18 protein-coding genes are annotated in these 18,840 nt (G+C 35.0%); 11 read left to right on the top strand and 7 right to left on the bottom strand.

All coding sequences use genetic code 11. From position 1 onward, the window contains the following. Positions 1-234: 234 nt before the first annotated feature. From BAQ44_RS26210 to BAQ44_RS26195, 4 genes are all read right to left on the bottom strand, one after another. Complete coding sequence (locus BAQ44_RS26210; protein WP_084669646.1) at positions 235-1,545, bottom strand: serine hydrolase; 1,311 nt, start codon at positions 1,543-1,545, stop codon at positions 235-237. Positions 1,546-1,581: 36 nt separating this feature from the next. After that, positions 1,582-1,884, bottom strand: coding sequence for a hypothetical protein (locus BAQ44_RS26205; RefSeq protein WP_071724625.1), 303 nt, complete (start codon positions 1,882-1,884; stop codon positions 1,582-1,584). A 2-nt stretch (positions 1,885-1,886) separates the two neighbouring features. Further along, on the bottom strand, positions 1,887-2,117 hold the full coding sequence (locus tag BAQ44_RS26200) for a helix-turn-helix transcriptional regulator (RefSeq protein WP_061677751.1): 231 nt from the start codon (positions 2,115-2,117) through the stop codon (positions 1,887-1,889). Between the two features lie 426 nt (positions 2,118-2,543). After that, positions 2,544-2,909, bottom strand: coding sequence for a hypothetical protein (locus BAQ44_RS26195; RefSeq protein ID WP_071724623.1), 366 nt, complete (start codon positions 2,907-2,909; stop codon positions 2,544-2,546). 887 nt (positions 2,910-3,796) lie between these two features. On the opposite strand from BAQ44_RS26195, the gene BAQ44_RS26190 reads away from it, so the two are divergent. The 4 genes from BAQ44_RS26190 to BAQ44_RS30940 all read left to right on the top strand — a co-directional run bounded on the left by BAQ44_RS26190 (position 3,797) and on the right by BAQ44_RS30940 (position 6,426). Then, entirely contained in the window at positions 3,797-4,396 is a 600-nt protein-coding gene (locus BAQ44_RS26190) for a hypothetical protein (RefSeq protein ID WP_071724621.1), read from the top strand. 213 nt (positions 4,397-4,609) lie between these two features. Next, a complete protein-coding gene (locus BAQ44_RS26185; RefSeq protein WP_145925756.1) occupies positions 4,610-4,876 on the top strand; it encodes a hypothetical protein in 267 nt (88 codons plus the stop codon). Positions 4,877-5,221: 345 nt separating this feature from the next. Further along, positions 5,222-6,289: a response regulator aspartate phosphatase gene (locus BAQ44_RS26180; protein ID WP_071724617.1), complete on the top strand. Its 1,068-nt coding sequence runs from the start codon at positions 5,222-5,224 to the stop codon at positions 6,287-6,289. After that, positions 6,286-6,426, top strand: a complete 141-nt coding sequence (locus tag BAQ44_RS30940; protein WP_161491769.1) for a hypothetical protein — start codon at positions 6,286-6,288, stop codon at positions 6,424-6,426. Before BAQ44_RS26180 ends, BAQ44_RS30940 begins: the two co-directional genes overlap by 4 nt. A 244-nt stretch (positions 6,427-6,670) precedes the next feature. Here BAQ44_RS30940 and BAQ44_RS26175 read toward each other — a convergent pair whose 3' ends face one another. Then, positions 6,671-7,768, bottom strand: coding sequence for a hypothetical protein (locus BAQ44_RS26175; protein ID WP_145925755.1), 1,098 nt, complete (start codon positions 7,766-7,768; stop codon positions 6,671-6,673). Between the two features lie 395 nt (positions 7,769-8,163). Here BAQ44_RS26175 and BAQ44_RS26170 point away from each other — a divergent pair, with 395 nt between their 5' ends. Next, on the top strand, positions 8,164-8,454 hold the full coding sequence (locus BAQ44_RS26170) for a DUF4352 domain-containing protein (protein WP_071724613.1): 291 nt from the start codon (positions 8,164-8,166) through the stop codon (positions 8,452-8,454). A gap of 416 nt (positions 8,455-8,870) precedes the next feature. Beyond that, positions 8,871-9,530, top strand: a complete 660-nt coding sequence (locus BAQ44_RS26165) for a protein kinase family protein (RefSeq protein ID WP_071724611.1) — start codon at positions 8,871-8,873, stop codon at positions 9,528-9,530. 343 nt (positions 9,531-9,873) lie between these two features. Here the strand turns inward: BAQ44_RS26165 and BAQ44_RS26155 are convergent, their stop codons facing one another. After that, entirely contained in the window at positions 9,874-10,242 is a 369-nt protein-coding gene (locus BAQ44_RS26155; protein ID WP_071724609.1) for a hypothetical protein, read from the bottom strand. Positions 10,243-10,577: 335 nt separating this feature from the next. On the opposite strand from BAQ44_RS26155, the gene BAQ44_RS31225 reads away from it, so the two are divergent. The 3 genes from BAQ44_RS31225 (at position 10,578) to BAQ44_RS26145 (ending at position 12,358) form a co-directional block, all read left to right on the top strand. Beyond that, a complete protein-coding gene (locus BAQ44_RS31225) occupies positions 10,578-10,739 on the top strand; it encodes a hypothetical protein (protein WP_000441003.1) in 162 nt (53 codons plus the stop codon). Between the two features lie 299 nt (positions 10,740-11,038). Then, positions 11,039-11,419, top strand: a complete 381-nt coding sequence (locus tag BAQ44_RS26150) for a DUF1259 domain-containing protein (RefSeq protein ID WP_071724627.1) — start codon at positions 11,039-11,041, stop codon at positions 11,417-11,419. A 291-nt stretch (positions 11,420-11,710) separates the two neighbouring features. Beyond that, positions 11,711-12,358, top strand: coding sequence for a YwbE family protein (locus BAQ44_RS26145; RefSeq protein WP_071724607.1), 648 nt, complete (start codon positions 11,711-11,713; stop codon positions 12,356-12,358). Positions 12,359-12,563: 205 nt separating this feature from the next. On the opposite strand, the gene BAQ44_RS26140 is transcribed toward BAQ44_RS26145, so the two are convergent. Next, a complete protein-coding gene (locus BAQ44_RS26140) occupies positions 12,564-13,145 on the bottom strand; it encodes a hypothetical protein (RefSeq protein WP_071724606.1) in 582 nt (193 codons plus the stop codon). A gap of 428 nt (positions 13,146-13,573) precedes the next feature. Here BAQ44_RS26140 and BAQ44_RS26135 point away from each other — a divergent pair, with 428 nt between their 5' ends. Beyond that, positions 13,574-15,052, top strand: a complete 1,479-nt coding sequence (locus tag BAQ44_RS26135; RefSeq protein ID WP_071724605.1) for a DHA2 family efflux MFS transporter permease subunit — start codon at positions 13,574-13,576, stop codon at positions 15,050-15,052. 495 nt (positions 15,053-15,547) lie between these two features. Beyond that, positions 15,548-18,745 carry a bifunctional P-450/NADPH--P450 reductase gene (gene cypD, locus BAQ44_RS26130; RefSeq protein WP_071724603.1) on the top strand — a complete coding sequence of 1,066 codons (3,198 nt, stop codon included), beginning with the start codon at positions 15,548-15,550 and terminating at the stop codon, positions 18,743-18,745. The last annotated feature ends 95 nt before the right edge of the window (positions 18,746-18,840 follow it).

Here is an 18,840-nt window from a genome sequence, read left to right as displayed (position 1 = left end):
GATTGGTGAGGGCTGATAATCAGTGGGGGATGAAGAAAACCCCCACTGATTAAAGTTTCACTTTATTTAGTTAAATGAGCAATGTAGTACATGAAAAAACACCTCTTGAATTCGCATACGAAGTATGTAAACTCAATGGAGGTGTTTTTCATTTGAAAGTAAAGTTTTATGATCTAGAAGAAATAAAATGAAAAAGGGTAGTTATTCAAATCAATAATCGCTTTTCTTAATGAATTACAATTCGGAGAGTTCTTTCTGGACTTTCAGACGATAGTCTTTATTACCAAGTAATTTTGATTCGAACGAATTCAAATTGTTTCGAATGAGCATTCCATGCCATAAGTTTAGTTTATCTGTTAAGATAACCATTTCAATCTTATCGCTATTATGATTTTCTGAGTATAAAGCGTCATTTGCTATAAATGCAGTTGATCCACCTTTTGCACCAAGATGAACAAAACGCTTATGGTTGCCTTCGTTCATCTGCATTGGCCACTCGAGTAAATCCCTTGCTGTTTCAGCAGCTTTCACTGGAAGTTGATCATTTGATATAACAGCTAATAACTTCCCATAATCATTAGCTGATGCACCAATTAGACGATCGGACCATACTTTTTGTAAATCTAAGGACAAATCAAATGAATAGTCTTCACTTTTGATTGTTCCTTTTTTCATTTGCGCACTTAAATCTTTCGCTAAGTTCCGGTATTTCTCAATCGGCATCGCTTCAAGCTCTTTTACTAATTTTTTGTTCTCTGTTGCTTCACTTTTCAAGTGCTCTGAAATTAAGAGGGCACTTACAATCGGATAGACTTCCTCATGTTGCGTAAGTCCAAGGGATTTTGCCCGCTCATTGATAGCTGCTGCGCCAAGCATATCAATAAGATAATCTGTATTGGCATTAGAGCTATAGCTGATCATTCCTTTTGCAACGTCATGTAGCGTTACTGCATTATTTTTAACCTTTTTTTCACTATCTATCGATTTCAGCCACTCTTCATGTGCATTACCATCCGTACCTTTTAAATAATAACGGGTTAATTCATCAAGCGACACAGTGCTATCTTTATCTAACAAGCCTGCATCAACCTGCATCGCATATTCTACAGCTATTAGCATCTTCACTGTGCTTGCTAATGGTCGAACGACATCTGATTGATAAGTAATTAATTCAACACCATTTTCCGCCAAGTAAAAAGATGTTGTTTGCGGATTGTCTTTCAAATGGTTCAAAACGTAATCAGGATTGTCTCGGAATATAGAGTAGCCTGCAATTCCTAACATAAGAATAATCGAACCATAAATCAGTAATCTCTTCTTTGTATATGTTTTTTTATCGAATACAATCATTGCAATAAAACCAACCACAACTGCAAGTAAATAATTTACATTGAAAAATAAAACCGCAATGATAATTGTTAGCACAATAACTAATGTCACAATAACTTTTCTAATTTCCTCTTTTGTCCTGTTCTCTTTTTTTAGTAAAGGCAAAGGTGCGGTAATTAAAATTCCTAATATCCCAATCCAAGCCCAAATATTCATACTGCCAACCCCTTTCTTACGATATATAAAAGTAATTTAATATTTTCTTCTTAGTATCGTTATGATGGTTGAATGAAGGATCATTAAACCTGAGATTAAAAACCAAATAACTAATTTATATGTAGCATAATCCAGGTGACTAATGAATTGGTCATACAATTCGATCAAAAACCATCCTAAAGGCATTAAAGGAAATACAATACCATAGGATTTATTTGAAATGCTCTTCCCGCGCTCATCCTTATTCTCTTCGCCCATTTCGAATTTCAGTGAAATAAAGACTGCAATAAAGAAAATAATTACATAACTAATACGTAGAATAGCTAGAAAAATTTCCATATTTATTTCTCCTCCTCTATTTCATATTGAAAAACTTCATGTAAATCCACATTGAACATGAGTGCTATGTCATAAGCTAATTTTAAAGATGGATTATATCTGTTTTTTTCAAGTGAAATAATTGTTTGGCGACTTACACCGAGCTTATCAGCAATCTCTCTTTGTGATAATCCCCGTTCAGCTCTTAATACAACAATCCTATTACGAATCTTTCTTTCGTTACTTAACGGCATCTCAGCTCACCTCTTATATTTAGAAAGGTAATATATTTTTGACCTAAAGTAAAGTTTTTTTTACATTTAGGATGAAATATATTACTTGTATCCCGCTTTAATGGGCAGTAAGACCCCGACCTCAAAATTCAGCGAAAGCAAAGAAGTTAGGCGGGGGTCGGGCTGCCCATTAAAGTCCGATTAGTTCACCTAATAATCAGTGGGGGATGAAGAAAACCCCCACTGATTAAAATTTCACTTATATTAGGTAATTTAATGGGAGGGGAAAATACATGCGATAAATCACTCGAAAATCAAGGGTAGTCTGATTTTCTTAATATATCGGACACATAATTTTTTTGAAACAATTGAAGTTTATGAAAAAACCCCTCACTTCAAGAGTCGTTTGACTAGGTGAGGGGTTTTGTTCTTATATAAGTTTATAAGTTACTCGAATTCTCTTCTTGCTTCATCATAACCTTCTTGGTATGCGTATTCTTCTGGACTTGTAGTTCCTGAATAATGTCTTGGTCCGCTATTAGGATTGCCAGGTGATGAAGTGAATGTAGAGGTACTTCGATAAACTGGAACGTATTGTGCTAATGCTTGTTCTTGTTTACGGAATAGTGTTAGATAGGAAATGATTACTCCATAAATGCTGATGCAGATGAATGCATCGTTTAAATTGTGTAACAGAGTGATTGGTGAATACCCTGTTCCCAAGAGATTAAATAAAGTCAATGTACAAACAAAACTTATTCCTAGTGCGATTATCCCAGATAATACATGGAAGCGATGAAGAAATGCTTTCATGTAGCAAAGGTTGAAGAGTAGGAACATCCATACACCTGAGTACGACAAGTATTTCGTTGGTACGTCTATTTGATACAATGTGGACATGGTTATGAGTACTAATGTGTAACTTATAGGTAGGCTCATTATTGTTCCAAATAAATAATATCTAAAAGTGTAAAACTTTCTAACAAAAAATGAATATATGAACAGTCCGCCGGCGATCCAATATGAAAAGGTAAATAGTTCAATATCAATTGGGAAAATGTGCTTTAGTATTGATGAATAACTGTATCCGATTAATAAGCAAGTTAATGGATAGAATAAATATTTGTGAACACTTAAGGGCCATACGAAAAACAGTATCATAAAAATAGCTCCGGTAAAAAAAGGATAGACTAGTAGTGATTGTTGGGGTGAATTATAAAAATGCATCCACGGTATTAATTCATTTTGCAATGAATCTATTGCAGCGAAAATTAAAAAACTAAGTAAAATGCCTGTTGTCATACTATACTTTTGGTGGGTATAGCAAACAGAATAATAATATTTATCATAATATGGTCTTTCAGGGATTTGGGCCCTTGTTAAGTTTTTGAACAAAGCTGTTCCACCTTTCTAATATATATTTCATATTTACATTATAACTTATAAGCATGAAAAAAATGTTAAATTTACCATGCTATAACTTAAAAAAAGAGTGCTTTTTTCATATTAGCGTGTGCTTTTGTATGCTTAACTATATGATACAGAGAGCATAGGCAAAATTAATTGCGTAAAAACAACGTTGTGAGAGTCTCTTGCAATGAAATATCTGTATAATGGTTCTAAGATGTGTAATATAGAGTGATAGAAGTGGTAGGGTATAAAGGTGGCAAAGCTGAAAGATGTAGTATAGGGGGATATTTATGAGATTAAGAGTGCAAGAAAAGCCAAATGAAATGAGTCAGGTATTAGAAAACATAGGTGCTAATAAATTTTTCCGTTGGTATTGTATGGATGTAATTGACGAAAGCAATTTTGTAATAGGAGAAGTTATTGGAGCAGCTATACGCATGAGAGCAGTAAAACAGGATGTATCAACGAATGGTGGGAGTGCCTTTTTAGGAATTTCAAATAAGGTGGATTTATTCAATCTAGTTCAAGAATTTTTACGAGAGGATGAGTTGTTCTTTAATGGGGAGAACAGAGTCTATATTATAGACCGAATTGAATTCTTAGAAGGTTATAGAACAATAGAAAATAAGAAAAAGGTCATTGAATTAACATATGAAAAAATGGGTGCGCTTATCTATCCTTTCGAAGGAGAAGAGTGGATGAATAACTTATCCGAAGAGGATCAACGTACTTGGGAAGAACATGACAATTTGTTACTTGATAACGGGTGGGAATATAATGACGACGTTGAATTGTTTTTTAGAAGAAGGAGAACAACTGGTGAAGCAATTATAAGGTTGATAGAGGAAATAGAGGAGTTTCAAGAAATGTTACCAGATGTACTTGAGTGACCGGAATAGAGTCTTGGTTGTAATCCTTATGCAGCAAGGGTTCGAAATGTTGGATTAACAAGTGACTTAAATAATAATTTCTTAGAAATGTCTATATTGGAGTGGTGTTTTATAGGTCTGGGACCTAAATCGTAGTAGGCAGATAACGAGCAATCCTCGAAAACTTACTCTGTCTGCGGGTGAGAAAGGTTGCTAATACAAAATAATGAATTTGTGATTTGGGTTTATACTGAAGAATTGAAGGATGTCGAAAGGGTATACGGCGTTAAGCGAAAACCAGTGAATCCTAAGCAAAAGAAAGAGTGGTTAAAAAGGAAAACAGAAACTCAATATTTTGCTAATCAATATAAAGAATCTAAACCGGTTAAGAAAAAAGTGCAAAAGAGATTTAGAAATGACTGGAGAATGGAATGCGCTAAAGGAAGATGGCATCGTCCAGTGAATAGAGAATACCATACATACGGTCATGAGACTTGGTGAAAACACAAGGTGGGAGTATACGAATCTATTTCGTGTACTTTCGCCTTTTTTTGTATTGTATAGGTGAAGATGATTTGCCAAACTGGATAATCATTCCTGAATTTTGATTATTAAAAAAAGAATGGAGTAAATGTTTTTCTGATTATAGTTTGCTCTACGAAAAAAGGTAAAAAATGTGTTAAACGAGCTTAAGTTGGTTAGGTGTATTGTGTGAAATATAGGTTGTCGAATTAACAGAAATTTATTGAGAAAGTTTATTTGTAAAAATTTCACATTACTACGTATGCATATTTGTGGTATATTTTATTTAAATATTCTAAAAATTAACAAGGAGATAACGTGAATATGAACCTACAAATTAAAGGGAAAGAGGAGTTAAGCAACCTTCTAAATAATTGGTATAACGAAATATGTAGTGAACACCTAGATAAAGCAGGACTGTTAAAGAAAGAACTTGTTCTTAGGATAGAAGAATTTAATGGTGATGAAGATTTATATCAATATTTCCACTTGCTAAACTTCAGGTACGAAATTTTATTAGGTGAAATATCTGAAGAAACACTTAGTACAGTGGATCGTATCGGTGCAGTAGAGAATAAACAAATTAAGTTTCATTATCATTTATTTAAAGCTGTGTATGCTACCATTTATGGGCGCTATAATGAAGCGAAGGTCCATTTTGAAAAATTGGAAGAGCTTGATGGTGTGATAAATGGTGTGAAAGAAAAAGCTGAATGGGATTATAGGCTGGCTATTTACTATTACCAAACGTATCAGCCGCTTTCTTCTATTAGACACGTCATGCAAGCGGAAAAAGTCTTTCAGACGTATTCTGGGAATGGAGTCTTGCTGGCTTCTTGTGAAAATATATATGGGCTGTGTTCTATCACTATTGGGAAATTCGGACAAGCTGAGGTATATTTCTTATCTGCATTAAATAAAGCGAAAAAAGTGAATAGTAAACCATGGGAAAGGAAGATTAAGCATAATTTAGGCTTGCTATATGCCGACCAAGGAAACCCAGAGCTGGCAGTTAAATACTTGTCTGATTCACTTAAAGATAACCTGAAGACGGTGTTCTTACTTGCACGAGAGCACTATAAAATGGGGCATAGAGAAGAAGTGAATCAACTTATTCTAAAAGGGTATGATTTGTGTAATGAGGAATATCGACATCATTTTAATATACTGAGAGAGTTGAATGAACCAAATTCTATTGAAAATCTGGAATTCTTGATAAAAGAAGGGATTTTATACTTCGAAAAAGAAGAGTTATGGAAGTATGTGGTGGATTACTTAGAAGTGATAGCTGTGCAATTACATAATGAAGGACATCCAGTGAAAGCAAGTGGGTATTTCTACAACGCATACCAAGCTAAGCAAAAGATGGAGAATAAAGGGGTGTTAAAATGAAAAAGATTATAATGCTTTCGGTAGTAGCGTCATTCGGTTTAGTGCTAACTTTTGGAATTGGTAATCAATCAACTAACAAAGCAGCCTCTTCCGTAGAAGACGTAAAAGTAATCCAATACGCACATGGTGAAACGTGATTTGCGATGGTTTGAAAAAGTAATATAAAATGAAACAACATAAAGAATTTCCAATTACGTACAGATTTTTGCATCCACATAGAGTATATGAAAATTGATTAATGATAATGGGTAAACTTCTCTTTCAGTAAATGGCATAGTATCTGCTCCTTATGAGTCTTATTTATTGAAATGATTTAATACATTTTAGGGCTATGTAACAAAAAGAGGGGTGATCATTTCACTCCTCTTTTTGAATATACTGTTATTTGCTTGCTTTAAATGAAAAAATCTGATTAAAAATTGATGGTTTGCCTTTATAGAGATAATATCCGTAATAATGGATTTCATCTCCGGAAATATTGTAAATCTCTTGGTCGTCTTTATTATAATAACCAGTAAATTTTGAGAAAGTTGGTGTGTCGTTCTCTCCGCCTTTTGTCTGCATTACTTCGTAATTTTTCTTCGCGCCACCTTCGATGTTTATTCTTTGACTGGTATTGTCAAAAGAGTAATAGTTTTTATTTTTATCGATTCCGATTAATCTTCCTTTGAATTTCAGTTCTAATTTTTGACCATCTTTACCCCATGCGTAATCTTTCTTTTTGTAATCATATACTTCTTTGTTAGAAATTATTTCTTTTTTTGTGGTATTGATAAAGTCTCCATTTGTCGTCGAGAAGCCAGGAGTTTCAATTTTTTCTATTTCTTTGCCGTCTTTTAAGGAAGTTAAAGTGGCCGTTTCTTTTCCAGTGTTAGTTAGAATCATTGGTCCTTTGTCTGTTTTTACAAGTGAGGATTTGAATTCTAGACTATTATAGCTCAGTTCAGCTTTTTCTAATTGTACGTTTTCTTTAAAAGAAACTTCGCCTTTGTCGTTAAAGAAAAGTCTTGTGGCTTCTTTTGTACCTTCCTTACATTGGAATGAAATAGTTCCAATACCAATCTCGACAGCATTAGGGTTTTCGCACATGTCTGTTGCGCTGACTTCTTTGTCTTTGAATTGCCATTTACCATTTGAATATAGAGACTTATATGACTTTAAATCGTACTTCCCTTTGTCGCGATTAGGTGTACTTGTTTTATAGAGTACGAGTAAACTTTTGTCGATCTCAACTAGGCGTATGTCATCGACAACTAATTGTTCTAAGGTCATATTAGTGAAACTTTCATTTCCTAATTGAGGTTGTGGTTCATTTACTGTTAAAGGTGCATTTCCTTCTGTGGTTTTGGTTGATTGTTCCTTGTTTTCTTTTGTTTGTTCCTGTTTAGGTGTTACTTGTGGTTTTGATGCTTCTTCTTTTTGGCACCCAGTTGCGATAATGCATGAAGATAAGAGTGCAGCAGTTAATACTTTTCGCATGTGTAACATTGAAACAGCTCCTCGTGTATGTAATTTGTAAAACACTATTTTATAATAGAAGAAAATCTTACCATTTTCTATTATAAGGTGCGCAGTATATAAAAATATTTTTTTGCAAAACTCGACATGTAATAAATAAACCTAGGTAAATAGCAAATTGTAGCAAGGTTTGTAGGCTAATGGTAAAGTTAGGAATCTTACATTTTTGAATGGTAACATCTGAAAAAATTGTTATACTAATCATCGTGTCAAATACATAAAACACTTTGGAGGCATAAAAATGAAAAAGTTTTTTAAATTTGGGTGTTTAGGTATTATCGCAGCTGTTGTAGGTGGAGGCGATTCTGAAGAAGTAAAAAAAAGAAAAAGCCAAAACTTTTAAAATCAACGAAGTAGTGAAAGTTAAGAAAGTTGATGTAACAGTTACAAAGGTGGAAGGAAAATCATCAGTAGGGCCTGAAATTGTTAAGAAAGATGCAAGTGAAGGTGGTACTATTGTAGCTGTTCAGTACAACATGAAGAATACTTCTGATAAACCAGCAGGTTCTTTCTCATTGCCAACTGTTCAATTAGTGGATGAGAAGGGTACAAAATATGATTCAGATGTTGAAGCGAGTGCAAGCTACGCAACTGAAACAGGTATCGACAATTCAAAAGTTTTAAGTGATCTAAATCCTGACATTTAGGTTACAGGTACTAAAGCGTTTGAAGTAAGTAAAGAGAAATACGGTGCTGGTAAATGGTACTTGTTAATTGATGGCGGCTACAAAGTTGAAATCAAGTAAGCAAAAAAAAGACAGGTCTATTAAACTGGTACCTGTAGTTAGGACACTTGAAAAAGAGTGTTTTATCTACGGGTATTTTTTTATTACTGTGGGTATTAAAAGTATGTATAGAATCTATAAAAGAACTAAACTAGGATGGAATTTTAGTATTAAAAAAGTAAAGTACATAGAAAACTGCTTTTTCCTATGTGGACATTTAGAAATGAAAAATCAATGGAAGTGAAAAAAGATGACTCGTTTTATGCTAAAATTCATTTAGTGTATATTTTCGTTAAAATGTGGGTGGGACCCCTTTTAGCAAAACCGGAGTGGAAATGATGAGTATAAACAGTTTTGTGGGATTGATAAAGGACGACTTATTAAAAGAGGTAAGCATAAGAAGTGAGGATGAATTCGAGCCTGTAGTAGTTAAAGATATTCCTAGACTTTGGAAGTGTTTAGGTATAGGGAATTATGCCGCAGTATTTATGCACAAAGAATACAAAGATTGGGTAGTGAAGGTTTACGCACGAGAAGGAGAAGGAATTGAAAAAGAGTCAGAAGTATACCGAAGAATCGGAGACCATCCTTCTTATTCGAAGCTTATATATAAAGGAGAAAATTTCATAGTATTGAAACGTTTAAAAGAAATTACCTTATACGATGCTATTCATAAGGGGATTAAAATTCCTAAGCAGGTAATCCTTGATATCAATGAAGCTTTAGAGTATGCAAGGGAACAAGGATTAACCCCTTGTGACGTTCACGGGAAAAATGTGATGATGGAGAACGGAAGAGGATATGTAGTCGATGTATCTGATTTCTTAAAAACAAAAGAAGATAGTAAGTGGAGAGACCTAGAAAAGGCATATTTTATATTTTATTTGCCTTTCATTTATAAATTTCCTTTCCCTATTAAAATACCATATTGGATGTTAAACATTGTTAGACGTTCGTATAGAAAATATAAGAAGTTTAAAAAGAAATTCAAATTGTAAAAGGGTCACATACTTATCTTTAGGTTAGATAAGTGAACGACTAGTAAACAAAAGGACCGTACATTTTAGATATGTCTATTATGTACGGTCCTAATTTTATAGCCTCATGAAGTAATCAGTAAGCTTTACATTTTCTTTTTCACGCAATTACTTATTCTTTTTCTCTATCTTTTCAATTCTTCTTTTAAGAGAAGCAATGACGGCATCTTGATTGTTCTCATTTTGTTTAAACCTAGAGTCCACAAATACTTTTTCTTGTTGATTTCGCAAGAATTGATGCGTTCCTTGAGCTCTGTATGGTTATACAGTATGGTTTTACTAAGTGCCACACTCTTGAAGTTAATTATATTTTTCTACGTACGAAATAAAAAGCTAAGGACCCCATAATTACAGGTACAACGAAATCAAAGAAATGGGAAACATTAAATGGAAAAAGAAAAAGAAATGGTATAAGTGTATAGATAACTGCTTGTCCTATAAATATAGGAATTCCAAATTTAAATTCTCTACATCGCTTGATTTTCCTGTATAGCACTTCTCCAATTAGACAAGCTACAAGAGCCGGTATACTACCATAAGTGACGATCGTTTTCATGAATCCTAATACAACGTTCGGGTGAATAAAGCTAGGATGAGAAATATATGAAATCAAGAACCATCCAAAAATAAAAGCAAACAGACTTACAGCATAACTAATTACAAATTTTATCAACGTTAATCATCCTCACAGTTTTCTAATATTAACTCCATTGTATGACATAACGTATCATTAACAGTAGTCAATGATGCATATAATTTTTGTTTTTGGGGGATTTGCTTTTCTTAGCTTGATAGCGATGGGCTGAGTCATAAATTGTGGAACACATTCTTAAGTTATTATAATATGAAAAAATGAAATTCTCATTCTGCAATCTATTCAAATTGGCCAATCGCCTCATCTTTTGAATTCCCTGAAGTGCTAAACATAAGCAAAATAATTAACTATCCTATGCAAGAAAGTTAGGCTAGTTAATCGCATATGTTTTATGGAAGGGATGTGATGGAACTATGGAACGACCGAATTGGGGAATTGGAGGATTAGTATTTGTTGGCTGCATGTTTCTTGGCGGCGGAGTGGGATCTATATTAGGCGATACTCATGCCGGATGGCTAATAGGGATGGGTGCTGGATTTATTGGGATGGCTTTAACGAGACTAATCAGAAAGTAATATAATGGGATTCTGCTTCCAGTAAATAAGGAAATATGTATGTAAGTAATTCTTGGTATAAGAGCTATATAAATTATAGTTAGAAACTTCTCTTTTCTAAATTTCTCCATACATAGATATGATTTTCAAGTCGGAGGATGGCACCTTAGGGTGTTTTTTTATGCGCTCTAAAAATGCCTTACCATATAATAGACTTCGTTAGATTCCGATAATCTTTTTGTAATAGAATAGATTCATTACCGTTTCAGACCTAAGTATTCATTCATAACCTAATAGTAAAAGGGGGGATGATGCAAGGTATGGCGTGTAATGATGAATTAATTTGTCAACAGTTTGCGAGAATTATCGGTGGGCAAGAAGGATTCGCCGGTGGAAAATGCGTGGCAACAATAAATTGGGATGAAATACAAGCAACTATTTTAGGAAAACGTTTTAGAGTAACAAGTTCTTTTTCATTCGAATCACGAGATAATAAAACTGGACGAGCATTATGTCTAGGGCGGGTAGCGTTATTGCAGAAGGAAGTCAATGGATTTGTTGCTACAATTATTAAACAAGGAATAATCGTTTCGTCTATACACAATGAGTGGTTATGTGATGATCCAAATTTGATTTACGTTAATATTGAAGACGTTGATGATCCGCTAAGTTTTGCAAGGAAAGTTAGAAGAGCTTTATGAAATTAACCAATTTATTTCATTAAAATAGCAATATAAAAGGATCTTCAATCGAAAGATCCTTTCATACATAAGATAAAGGTTTTCTTTGTATTTCATTAATTAAGTTGAATTGACTAGTAAACAAATGTAATTTCTGTGCACGAATAGATATAATAATCTTCGCTTTTATTGTAGGATCAGTCTTTTAGTAGAAATTACATATATACGACAAATTGTGACAAAGAAATACATGTACTTTTGTTATGCTATGACAGTTATTGATTTGTAATGTATATATAGGAGGATTTTTCAATGTTAAAGAAATTGTTATTATGTGTACTTATGAGCTTATGTGTAATGGCTTTAAGTGCTTGTAAAGGTGATGAAGAAAAAGTAAAAGTAGCAGAGGAAGAAAAACGTAAACAAGAAGAGCAACAAAGAGCAGAGGAAGAAAAACGTAAACAAGAAGAGCAACAAAGAGTAGAAGAAGAAAAACGTAAACAAGAAGAGCAGCAAAGAGCAGAGGAAGAAAAGCGTAAGCAAGAAGAGCAACAAAGAGTAGAAGAAGAGAAGCGTAAGCAAGAAGAACAACAAAGGGCAGAAGAAGAGAAGCGTAAGCAAGAAGAACAACAAAGGGCAGAAGAAGAGAAGCGTAAACAAGAAGAGCAACAAAGAGTAGAGGAAAAACGTAAACAACAAGAGCAGAAAACTCAGCAACAACAGTCTATACAGCAAGAGAGAACACAAAAACAAGAAAAAACAACACAAGCAACAGGTGGGAAACCAACAAGATCACAAATTTCAGTTGGTTCACATGTAGTTATTCAATTGGATAATGACTATAGTAAAACTGTAAGTGGTGTTGTGAAAGACATTTTAACGCATAGTGAAACACATACGTACGGCATTAAAGTTCGATTACAAGATGGACAAATTGGCCGTGTTCAAAGTGTTAACTAGTGAAAAAAATTGACGACTTTTCAAATAAATAAACGCTACAAAAAACCGGTTCTTTCGTAAAGAAACCGGTTTTTTTTGTAGCGCTTTACTTAGCGTACGAAACTTGCGTTTTGTTGATGTCACCACACCTCTATCAAGTCATTACATACAAGGTAATAGATGTTTTTTATTATGGGCTATGGACCTATCCGCCTGCTCTAATTAACTAAAAGAAGAACTTCCCCATACCGATTAGACTACTAAGCATTCCGATTCCATTCATGGTGCCTTTTCCTGCTGTCAGTAAGTTTCCAAGCATTCCGTTATTCCCCCATCCCATGGGACTTACCTGTCCTCCCCAGCCTGGATGGTTTCCAAAAATACCCCAGTTATTATTGGTATTAAAATGAAAAGGCTTGACTGGCGGTGATAATAAAGCGGCGATATGACCTTGTGCGAACATCCCTGTATGATTGAATGGTTGGGGCCATGCAGGTTTTTGAAAATTAAAACCTGCATGGCCTTGTAATGGAGCCCAATTAGCAGCATGTCCTTGGGGTATCATCCCTGCATAATGGATTGGCTGACCTAAAGGGAAGGGAGGGGGCCCGGGATTGAAACCCGTATAATTGGCTGGTGAATCCCAACCAAATGGATCGACTCGACAACTCCAATTTTCAGGAACCTTCAAATCATTCATTCCCTCAGCTTTCGCTATTTGTTGCTGTAAATATAATGATGACATTGCAATTTGGTTATTATATTGCTCCCCGTTTCCATTTGAATTCAAATACCAATATTGGTACATAAGCGTATTCCCCTCACTTTAAAAATGTAATGTTAGACTTAGCCTATGTAATATTCCTTTTTATGGATGGTTACATAACTAGATTTACAAGCCTGTATTTACAGGAATAGGTGTATGTTCTTGTTGATTTATCCGGCTATTTGTAGACAACAAAACACTTCTACCTCAAAGTTCAGCGAAAGCAAAGAAGTTAGAAGGGGATTTTCAGTCGCTCCTTTTGTTTAATTCAGCCTAATTTAATAAACGTGTTTATAAAGGTTTAATCAACAAAAAAATTAAAATGTTATGTTGAGCAAGTAGAATTACTAAAAAGAGAATATCCATTCGAAGAGTTTGGCAAAATACTGCAAGGACAATGTATTCTTGTGCAGATATACAAACGATTTAAACTGATCAATGGAATTTATAATGAAGGGGCAAATGAATATATGAGTGAAACATTACATAAAAGAAAACCACCATATTTAATGCTTGTAATTCTTTTTATTGGGGCATTTGTTTCATTTCTAAATAACTCGCTTTTAAATGTAGCTTTGCCATCCATAATGAAGGATTTAGACATTAATGATTATTCAACGATCCAGTGGCTTTCTACAGGGTATATGCTTGTAAGTGGTATATTAATTCCGGCATCGGCATTTTTAATAACCCGATTCTCCAATAGGAGCTTATTTATTACATCTATGTTGATTTTTATTTTTGGTACGGCCTTAGCGGCTTTAGCACCGAACTTTAGTTTATTACTTACTGGCCGGATGGTTCAAGCAGCAGGTTCTTCAGTTATGGGGCCTTTGTTAATGAATATTATGCTAGTAAGTTTTCCTAGAGAAAAAAGGGGAACAGCAATGGGGATTTTTGGGTTAGTTATGATTACAGCTCCAGCAATTGGACCGACACTATCAGGTTATATTGTAGAGTATTATGACTGGCGCTTGCTTTTTGAAATGATATTACCATTAGCAATCATTAGCTTACTGTTAGGGATTTGGAAATCGGAGAATGTCATGAAACAAAATAAAAATGCAAAACTTGATTATCTCTCATTACTATTATCTTCTATCGGTTTTGGTGGTTTGTTATATGGATTCAGTTCTGCAAGTTCCGATGGTTGGACGAATAAAGTTGTTTTAACAACCTTAATCATAGGCGCTATTGCTCTAATTGCTTTTATTATCCGTCAATTAAAAATGAATGAACCGTTATTGGATTTACGTGTTTACAAGTACCCAATGTTTGCACTTGCGTCTGTAATTGCGATTGTTAACGCAGTGGCCATGTTTTCGGGTATGATTTTAACACCAGCATATGTACAAAACGTCCGCGGTATTTCGCCGCTGAGCTCTGGGCTCATGATGCTTCCAGGTGCGGTAATAATGGGGATTATGTCACCAATTACAGGTAAACTATTTGATAAATATGGCCCGCGTATTCTTGGTATAGTAGGACTTTCTATTACAGCTGTTTCAACTTATATGCTGGCCAACCTGCAACTCGACTCTAGTCACACACATATTATTCTTATTTACACACTGCGGATGTTTGGGATGGCTATGGTGATGATGCCACTTATGACAAACGGACTTAATCAATTACCAACTCGTTTAAATCCGCATGGTACAGCTGTTAATAATACAGCTCAACAAGTGTCCGGTTCGATTGGTACTGCTATTCTTGTTACGATTATGAATTCTGTAACAAAAACAAAAGCTGAAAGTCTAATGGCGGATGTAGATCCAACAACCTTCACCGAAGCTACGAAGGCAATGTTAACTCAGAAGGCTTTATTATCCGGAATTCAATATTCGTTCTATGTAGCGCTTGGCATGAATATTGTTGCCTTACTATTAGTTTTTTTCGTTAAACGTGTAGATACAAGCGCGGAAGCTGTCGAGAGGTTAAATCGTTAGAGAAAAATAAAACTTTAGATCATGATTCCTGCAAGTTTTTACTGTTTAGTTAGACTATGAAGAAATGCGAATTTCTGCTGCTAAGGCGCTGGTATTTAAATCTGGAAAAGAATCAGCGAAATAATTATATATAGTAAAAAGGATCTGATATTCATATCAGATCCTTTTTCATTAGCAACACAGTATAGTTATTTATCGTATTTGTTTGAATTGACATGAGAAGCTACTGGTTTTCCTAATACTACAATCTTTAGCTCTCAATTTCTTATAAACATTATAATAATATACTTCATTTTCATTTAGTATTTTTTCTGTAAGTTATACATGTAATAGCAACAAACAACTTAGATTACCAACCTTATAAGCAATATCATAATCGTGAATAGTTAGGGAAAAGATAAAATAAGGTAATCAATTACATATCTTTATCCCAGGCGATTCATTGTTTATTGAATGGGATATTTTATTTCATGTTTTTTTGAAAGGGTGTTCTTAATGGATAAAAAAGTATCTGCCATTCCTCAACCGAAAACATATGGATTGCTGGGGAATCTCCCATTAATCGATAAAGATAAACCGACCCTATCCTTTATCAAGATAGCGGAAGAGTATGGTCCCATTTTTCAAATTCAAACTTTAAGTGATACCATCATTGTCGTTTCTGGACATGAACTGGTAGCAGAAGTCTGTGACGAAACACGATTTGATAAAAGTATAGAGGGTGCTTTAGCAAAAGTTCGCGCCTTTGCTGGAGATGGATTATTTACAAGTGAGACTCACGAGCCTAACTGGAAAAAAGCTCATAATATTTTGATGCCTACATTCAGCCAACGGGCAATGAAAGATTATCATGCTATGATGGTCGATCTTGCCGTACAACTCGTTCAAAAATGGGCACGGCTTAATCCGAATGAAAGCGTAGATGTACCGGAGGATATGACTCGCCTTACATTGGATACAATTGGTCTATGTGGTTTTAACTATCGATTTAATAGCTTTTATCGTGAGACCCCTCATCCTTTTATTACTAGCATGAGCCGTGCTCTAGATGAGGCGATGCACCAATTACAGCGGCTGGATATAGAAGACAAACTCATGTGGAGAACGAAACGTCAATTTCAGCATGATATTCAATCTATGTTTTCTTTAGTAGATAATATTATTGCTGAACGTAAAAGTAGTGGAAATCAGGAAGAGAATGATTTACTTTCCCGTATGTTAAATGTGCAGGATCCGGAAACTGGTGAAAAATTAGATGATGAAAATATCCGTTTCCAAATTATTACTTTTTTAATAGCTGGGCATGAAACAACAAGTGGATTATTATCTTTTGCAATCTATTTTTTATTAAAGAATCCAGATAAATTGAAAAAAGCCTATGAAGAAGTAGATAGGGTTTTGACAGATCCTACTCCAACATACCAACAAGTTATGAAACTTAAGTATATCCGGATGATTTTAAATGAATCGCTACGTCTATGGCCTACTGCTCCAGCATTCAGTCTCTATGCAAAAGAAGATACAGTGATTGGTGGGAAATATCCAATTAAGAAAGGAGAAGATCGTATTTCTGTTCTTATTCCACAGTTACATAGGGATAGAGACGCGTGGGGAGAAAACGTGGAAGAATTCCAACCTGAACGATTTGAAGATCTGGATAAGGTTCCTCATCATGCTTATAAGCCATTTGGAAATGGTCAACGGGCATGTATCGGTATGCAGTTTGCACTTCATGAAGCCACACTTGTAATGGGCATGCTTCTTCAACATTTTGAATTCATTGATTATCAAGACTATCAGCTGGACGTAAAACAAACATTAACGTTAAAGCCTGGTGATTTTAAAATTAGGATTCTACCCCGAAATCAGACTATTAGCCATACTACTGTTCTTGCGCCTATAGAGGAGAAACTGAAAAACCATGAAACCAAGCAGCAAGTTCAGAAGACTTCTTCTATTATTGGAGCCGATAATCTTTCGTTGCTTGTTCTGTATGGCTCGGATACAGGGGTAGCAGAAGGTATTGCAAGAGAACTAGCAGATACAGCTAGTTTAGAAGGTGTTCAAACGGAAGTGGTAGCTCTTAACGATCGAATTGGAAGTCTACCGAAAGAAGGAGCGGTTCTTATTGTAACTTCTTCTTATAATGGAAAACCGCCAAGTAATGCAGGGCAGTTTGTGCAATGGTTGGAGCAATTAAAACCAGATGAGCTAAAAGGTGTTCAATACGCAGTTTTTGGTTGTGGAGATCATAATTGGGCGAGTACCTATCAACGAATTCCAAGATACATTGATGAGCAAATGGCTCAAAAAGGAGCAACAAGATTTTCTACACGTGGAGAAGCGGATGCAAGTGGTGATTTCGAGGAACAGCTCGAGCAATGGAAACAAAGTATGTGGTCTGATGCGATGAAGGCATTTGGGTTGGAACTTAACAAAAACATGGAGAAAGAACGCAGTACATTAAGTTTACAATTTGTTAGTCGTCTTGGAGGATCTCCTCTTGCGCGAACATATGAAGCGGTTTATGCATCTATACTAGAAAATCGTGAGCTTCAATCATCTAGCAGCGAAAGAAGCACGCGACATATTGAGATATCCTTGCCAGAAGGCGCTACGTATAAAGAAGGAGACCAGCTTGGGGTGCTGCCAATTAATAGTGAGAAAAATGTCAACCGAATTTTAAAACGCTTTGGATTAAACGGAAAGGATCAAGTCATATTGAGCGCAAGTGGGCGCAGTGTAAATCACATACCTTTAGACAGTCCTGTTCGTTTATATGACCTTCTTAGTTATAGTGTAGAAGTGCAAGAAGCAGCCACTCGAGCACAAATACGAGAAATGGTGACATTCACAGCATGCCCTCCTCATAAAAAGGAATTGGAATCATTATTGGAAGAGGGAGTTTATCATGAACAAATATTAAAGAAACGTATGTCAATGTTGGATCTTCTTGAAAAGTATGAGGCTTGTGAAATCCGATTTGAACGTTTTTTAGAACTTCTTCCTGCGCTCAAACCGCGTTACTATTCTATTTCAAGCTCTCCACTCGTTGCGCAGGATTGTCTGAGCATTACGGTTGGTGTTGTTCATGCACCTGCATGGAGTGGGGTAGGGACATATGAAGGAGTCGCTTCTAATTATTTAGCTCAGCGCCATAATAAAGATGAGATTATTTGTTTCATTCGAACGCCACAATCAAACTTTCAATTACCTGAAAATCCAGAAACACCAATTATCATGGTTGGACCAGGTACTGGAATTGCACCATTCCGTGGATTCTTGCAAGCGCGTCGTGTTCAAAAGCAAAAAGGTATGAACTTAGGAGAAGCACATCTATATTTTGGTTGTCGTCATCCTGAAAAAGATTATCTCTATCGTACAGAACTAGAAAATGATGAAAGAGATGGATTAATCTCTTTACACACAGCTTTTTCTCGCTTAGAAGGATCTCCTAAAACATATGTACAGCATTTAATAAAACAAGATAGAATCAATTTAATTTCGTTATTAGATAATGGGGCTCATCTTTATATATGTGGTGATGGAAGTAAAATGGCTCCTGACGTAGAAGACACCCTTTGTCAAGCCTATCAAGAAATTCATGAAGTCAGTGAACAAGAAGCAAGGGATTGGTTGGAACGTGTGCAAGATGAAGGACGATATGGAAAAGATGTTTGGGCTGGAATCTAAATTCTTCTTAATTAGATAAGTAATATTTCATTTACGAACTTCTTTCGACTAAGTATAACAGTAAACAAAATAAACTGTTTTATAAAAACCCTGTA

The organism is Bacillus mobilis (genome assembly GCF_001884045.1).
Lineage (GTDB): Bacteria > Bacillota > Bacilli > Bacillales > Bacillaceae_G > Bacillus_A > Bacillus_A mobilis.
Note: the sequence above shows the minus strand (reverse complement) of the source record. Positions and strands in the feature narration are given on the sequence as shown.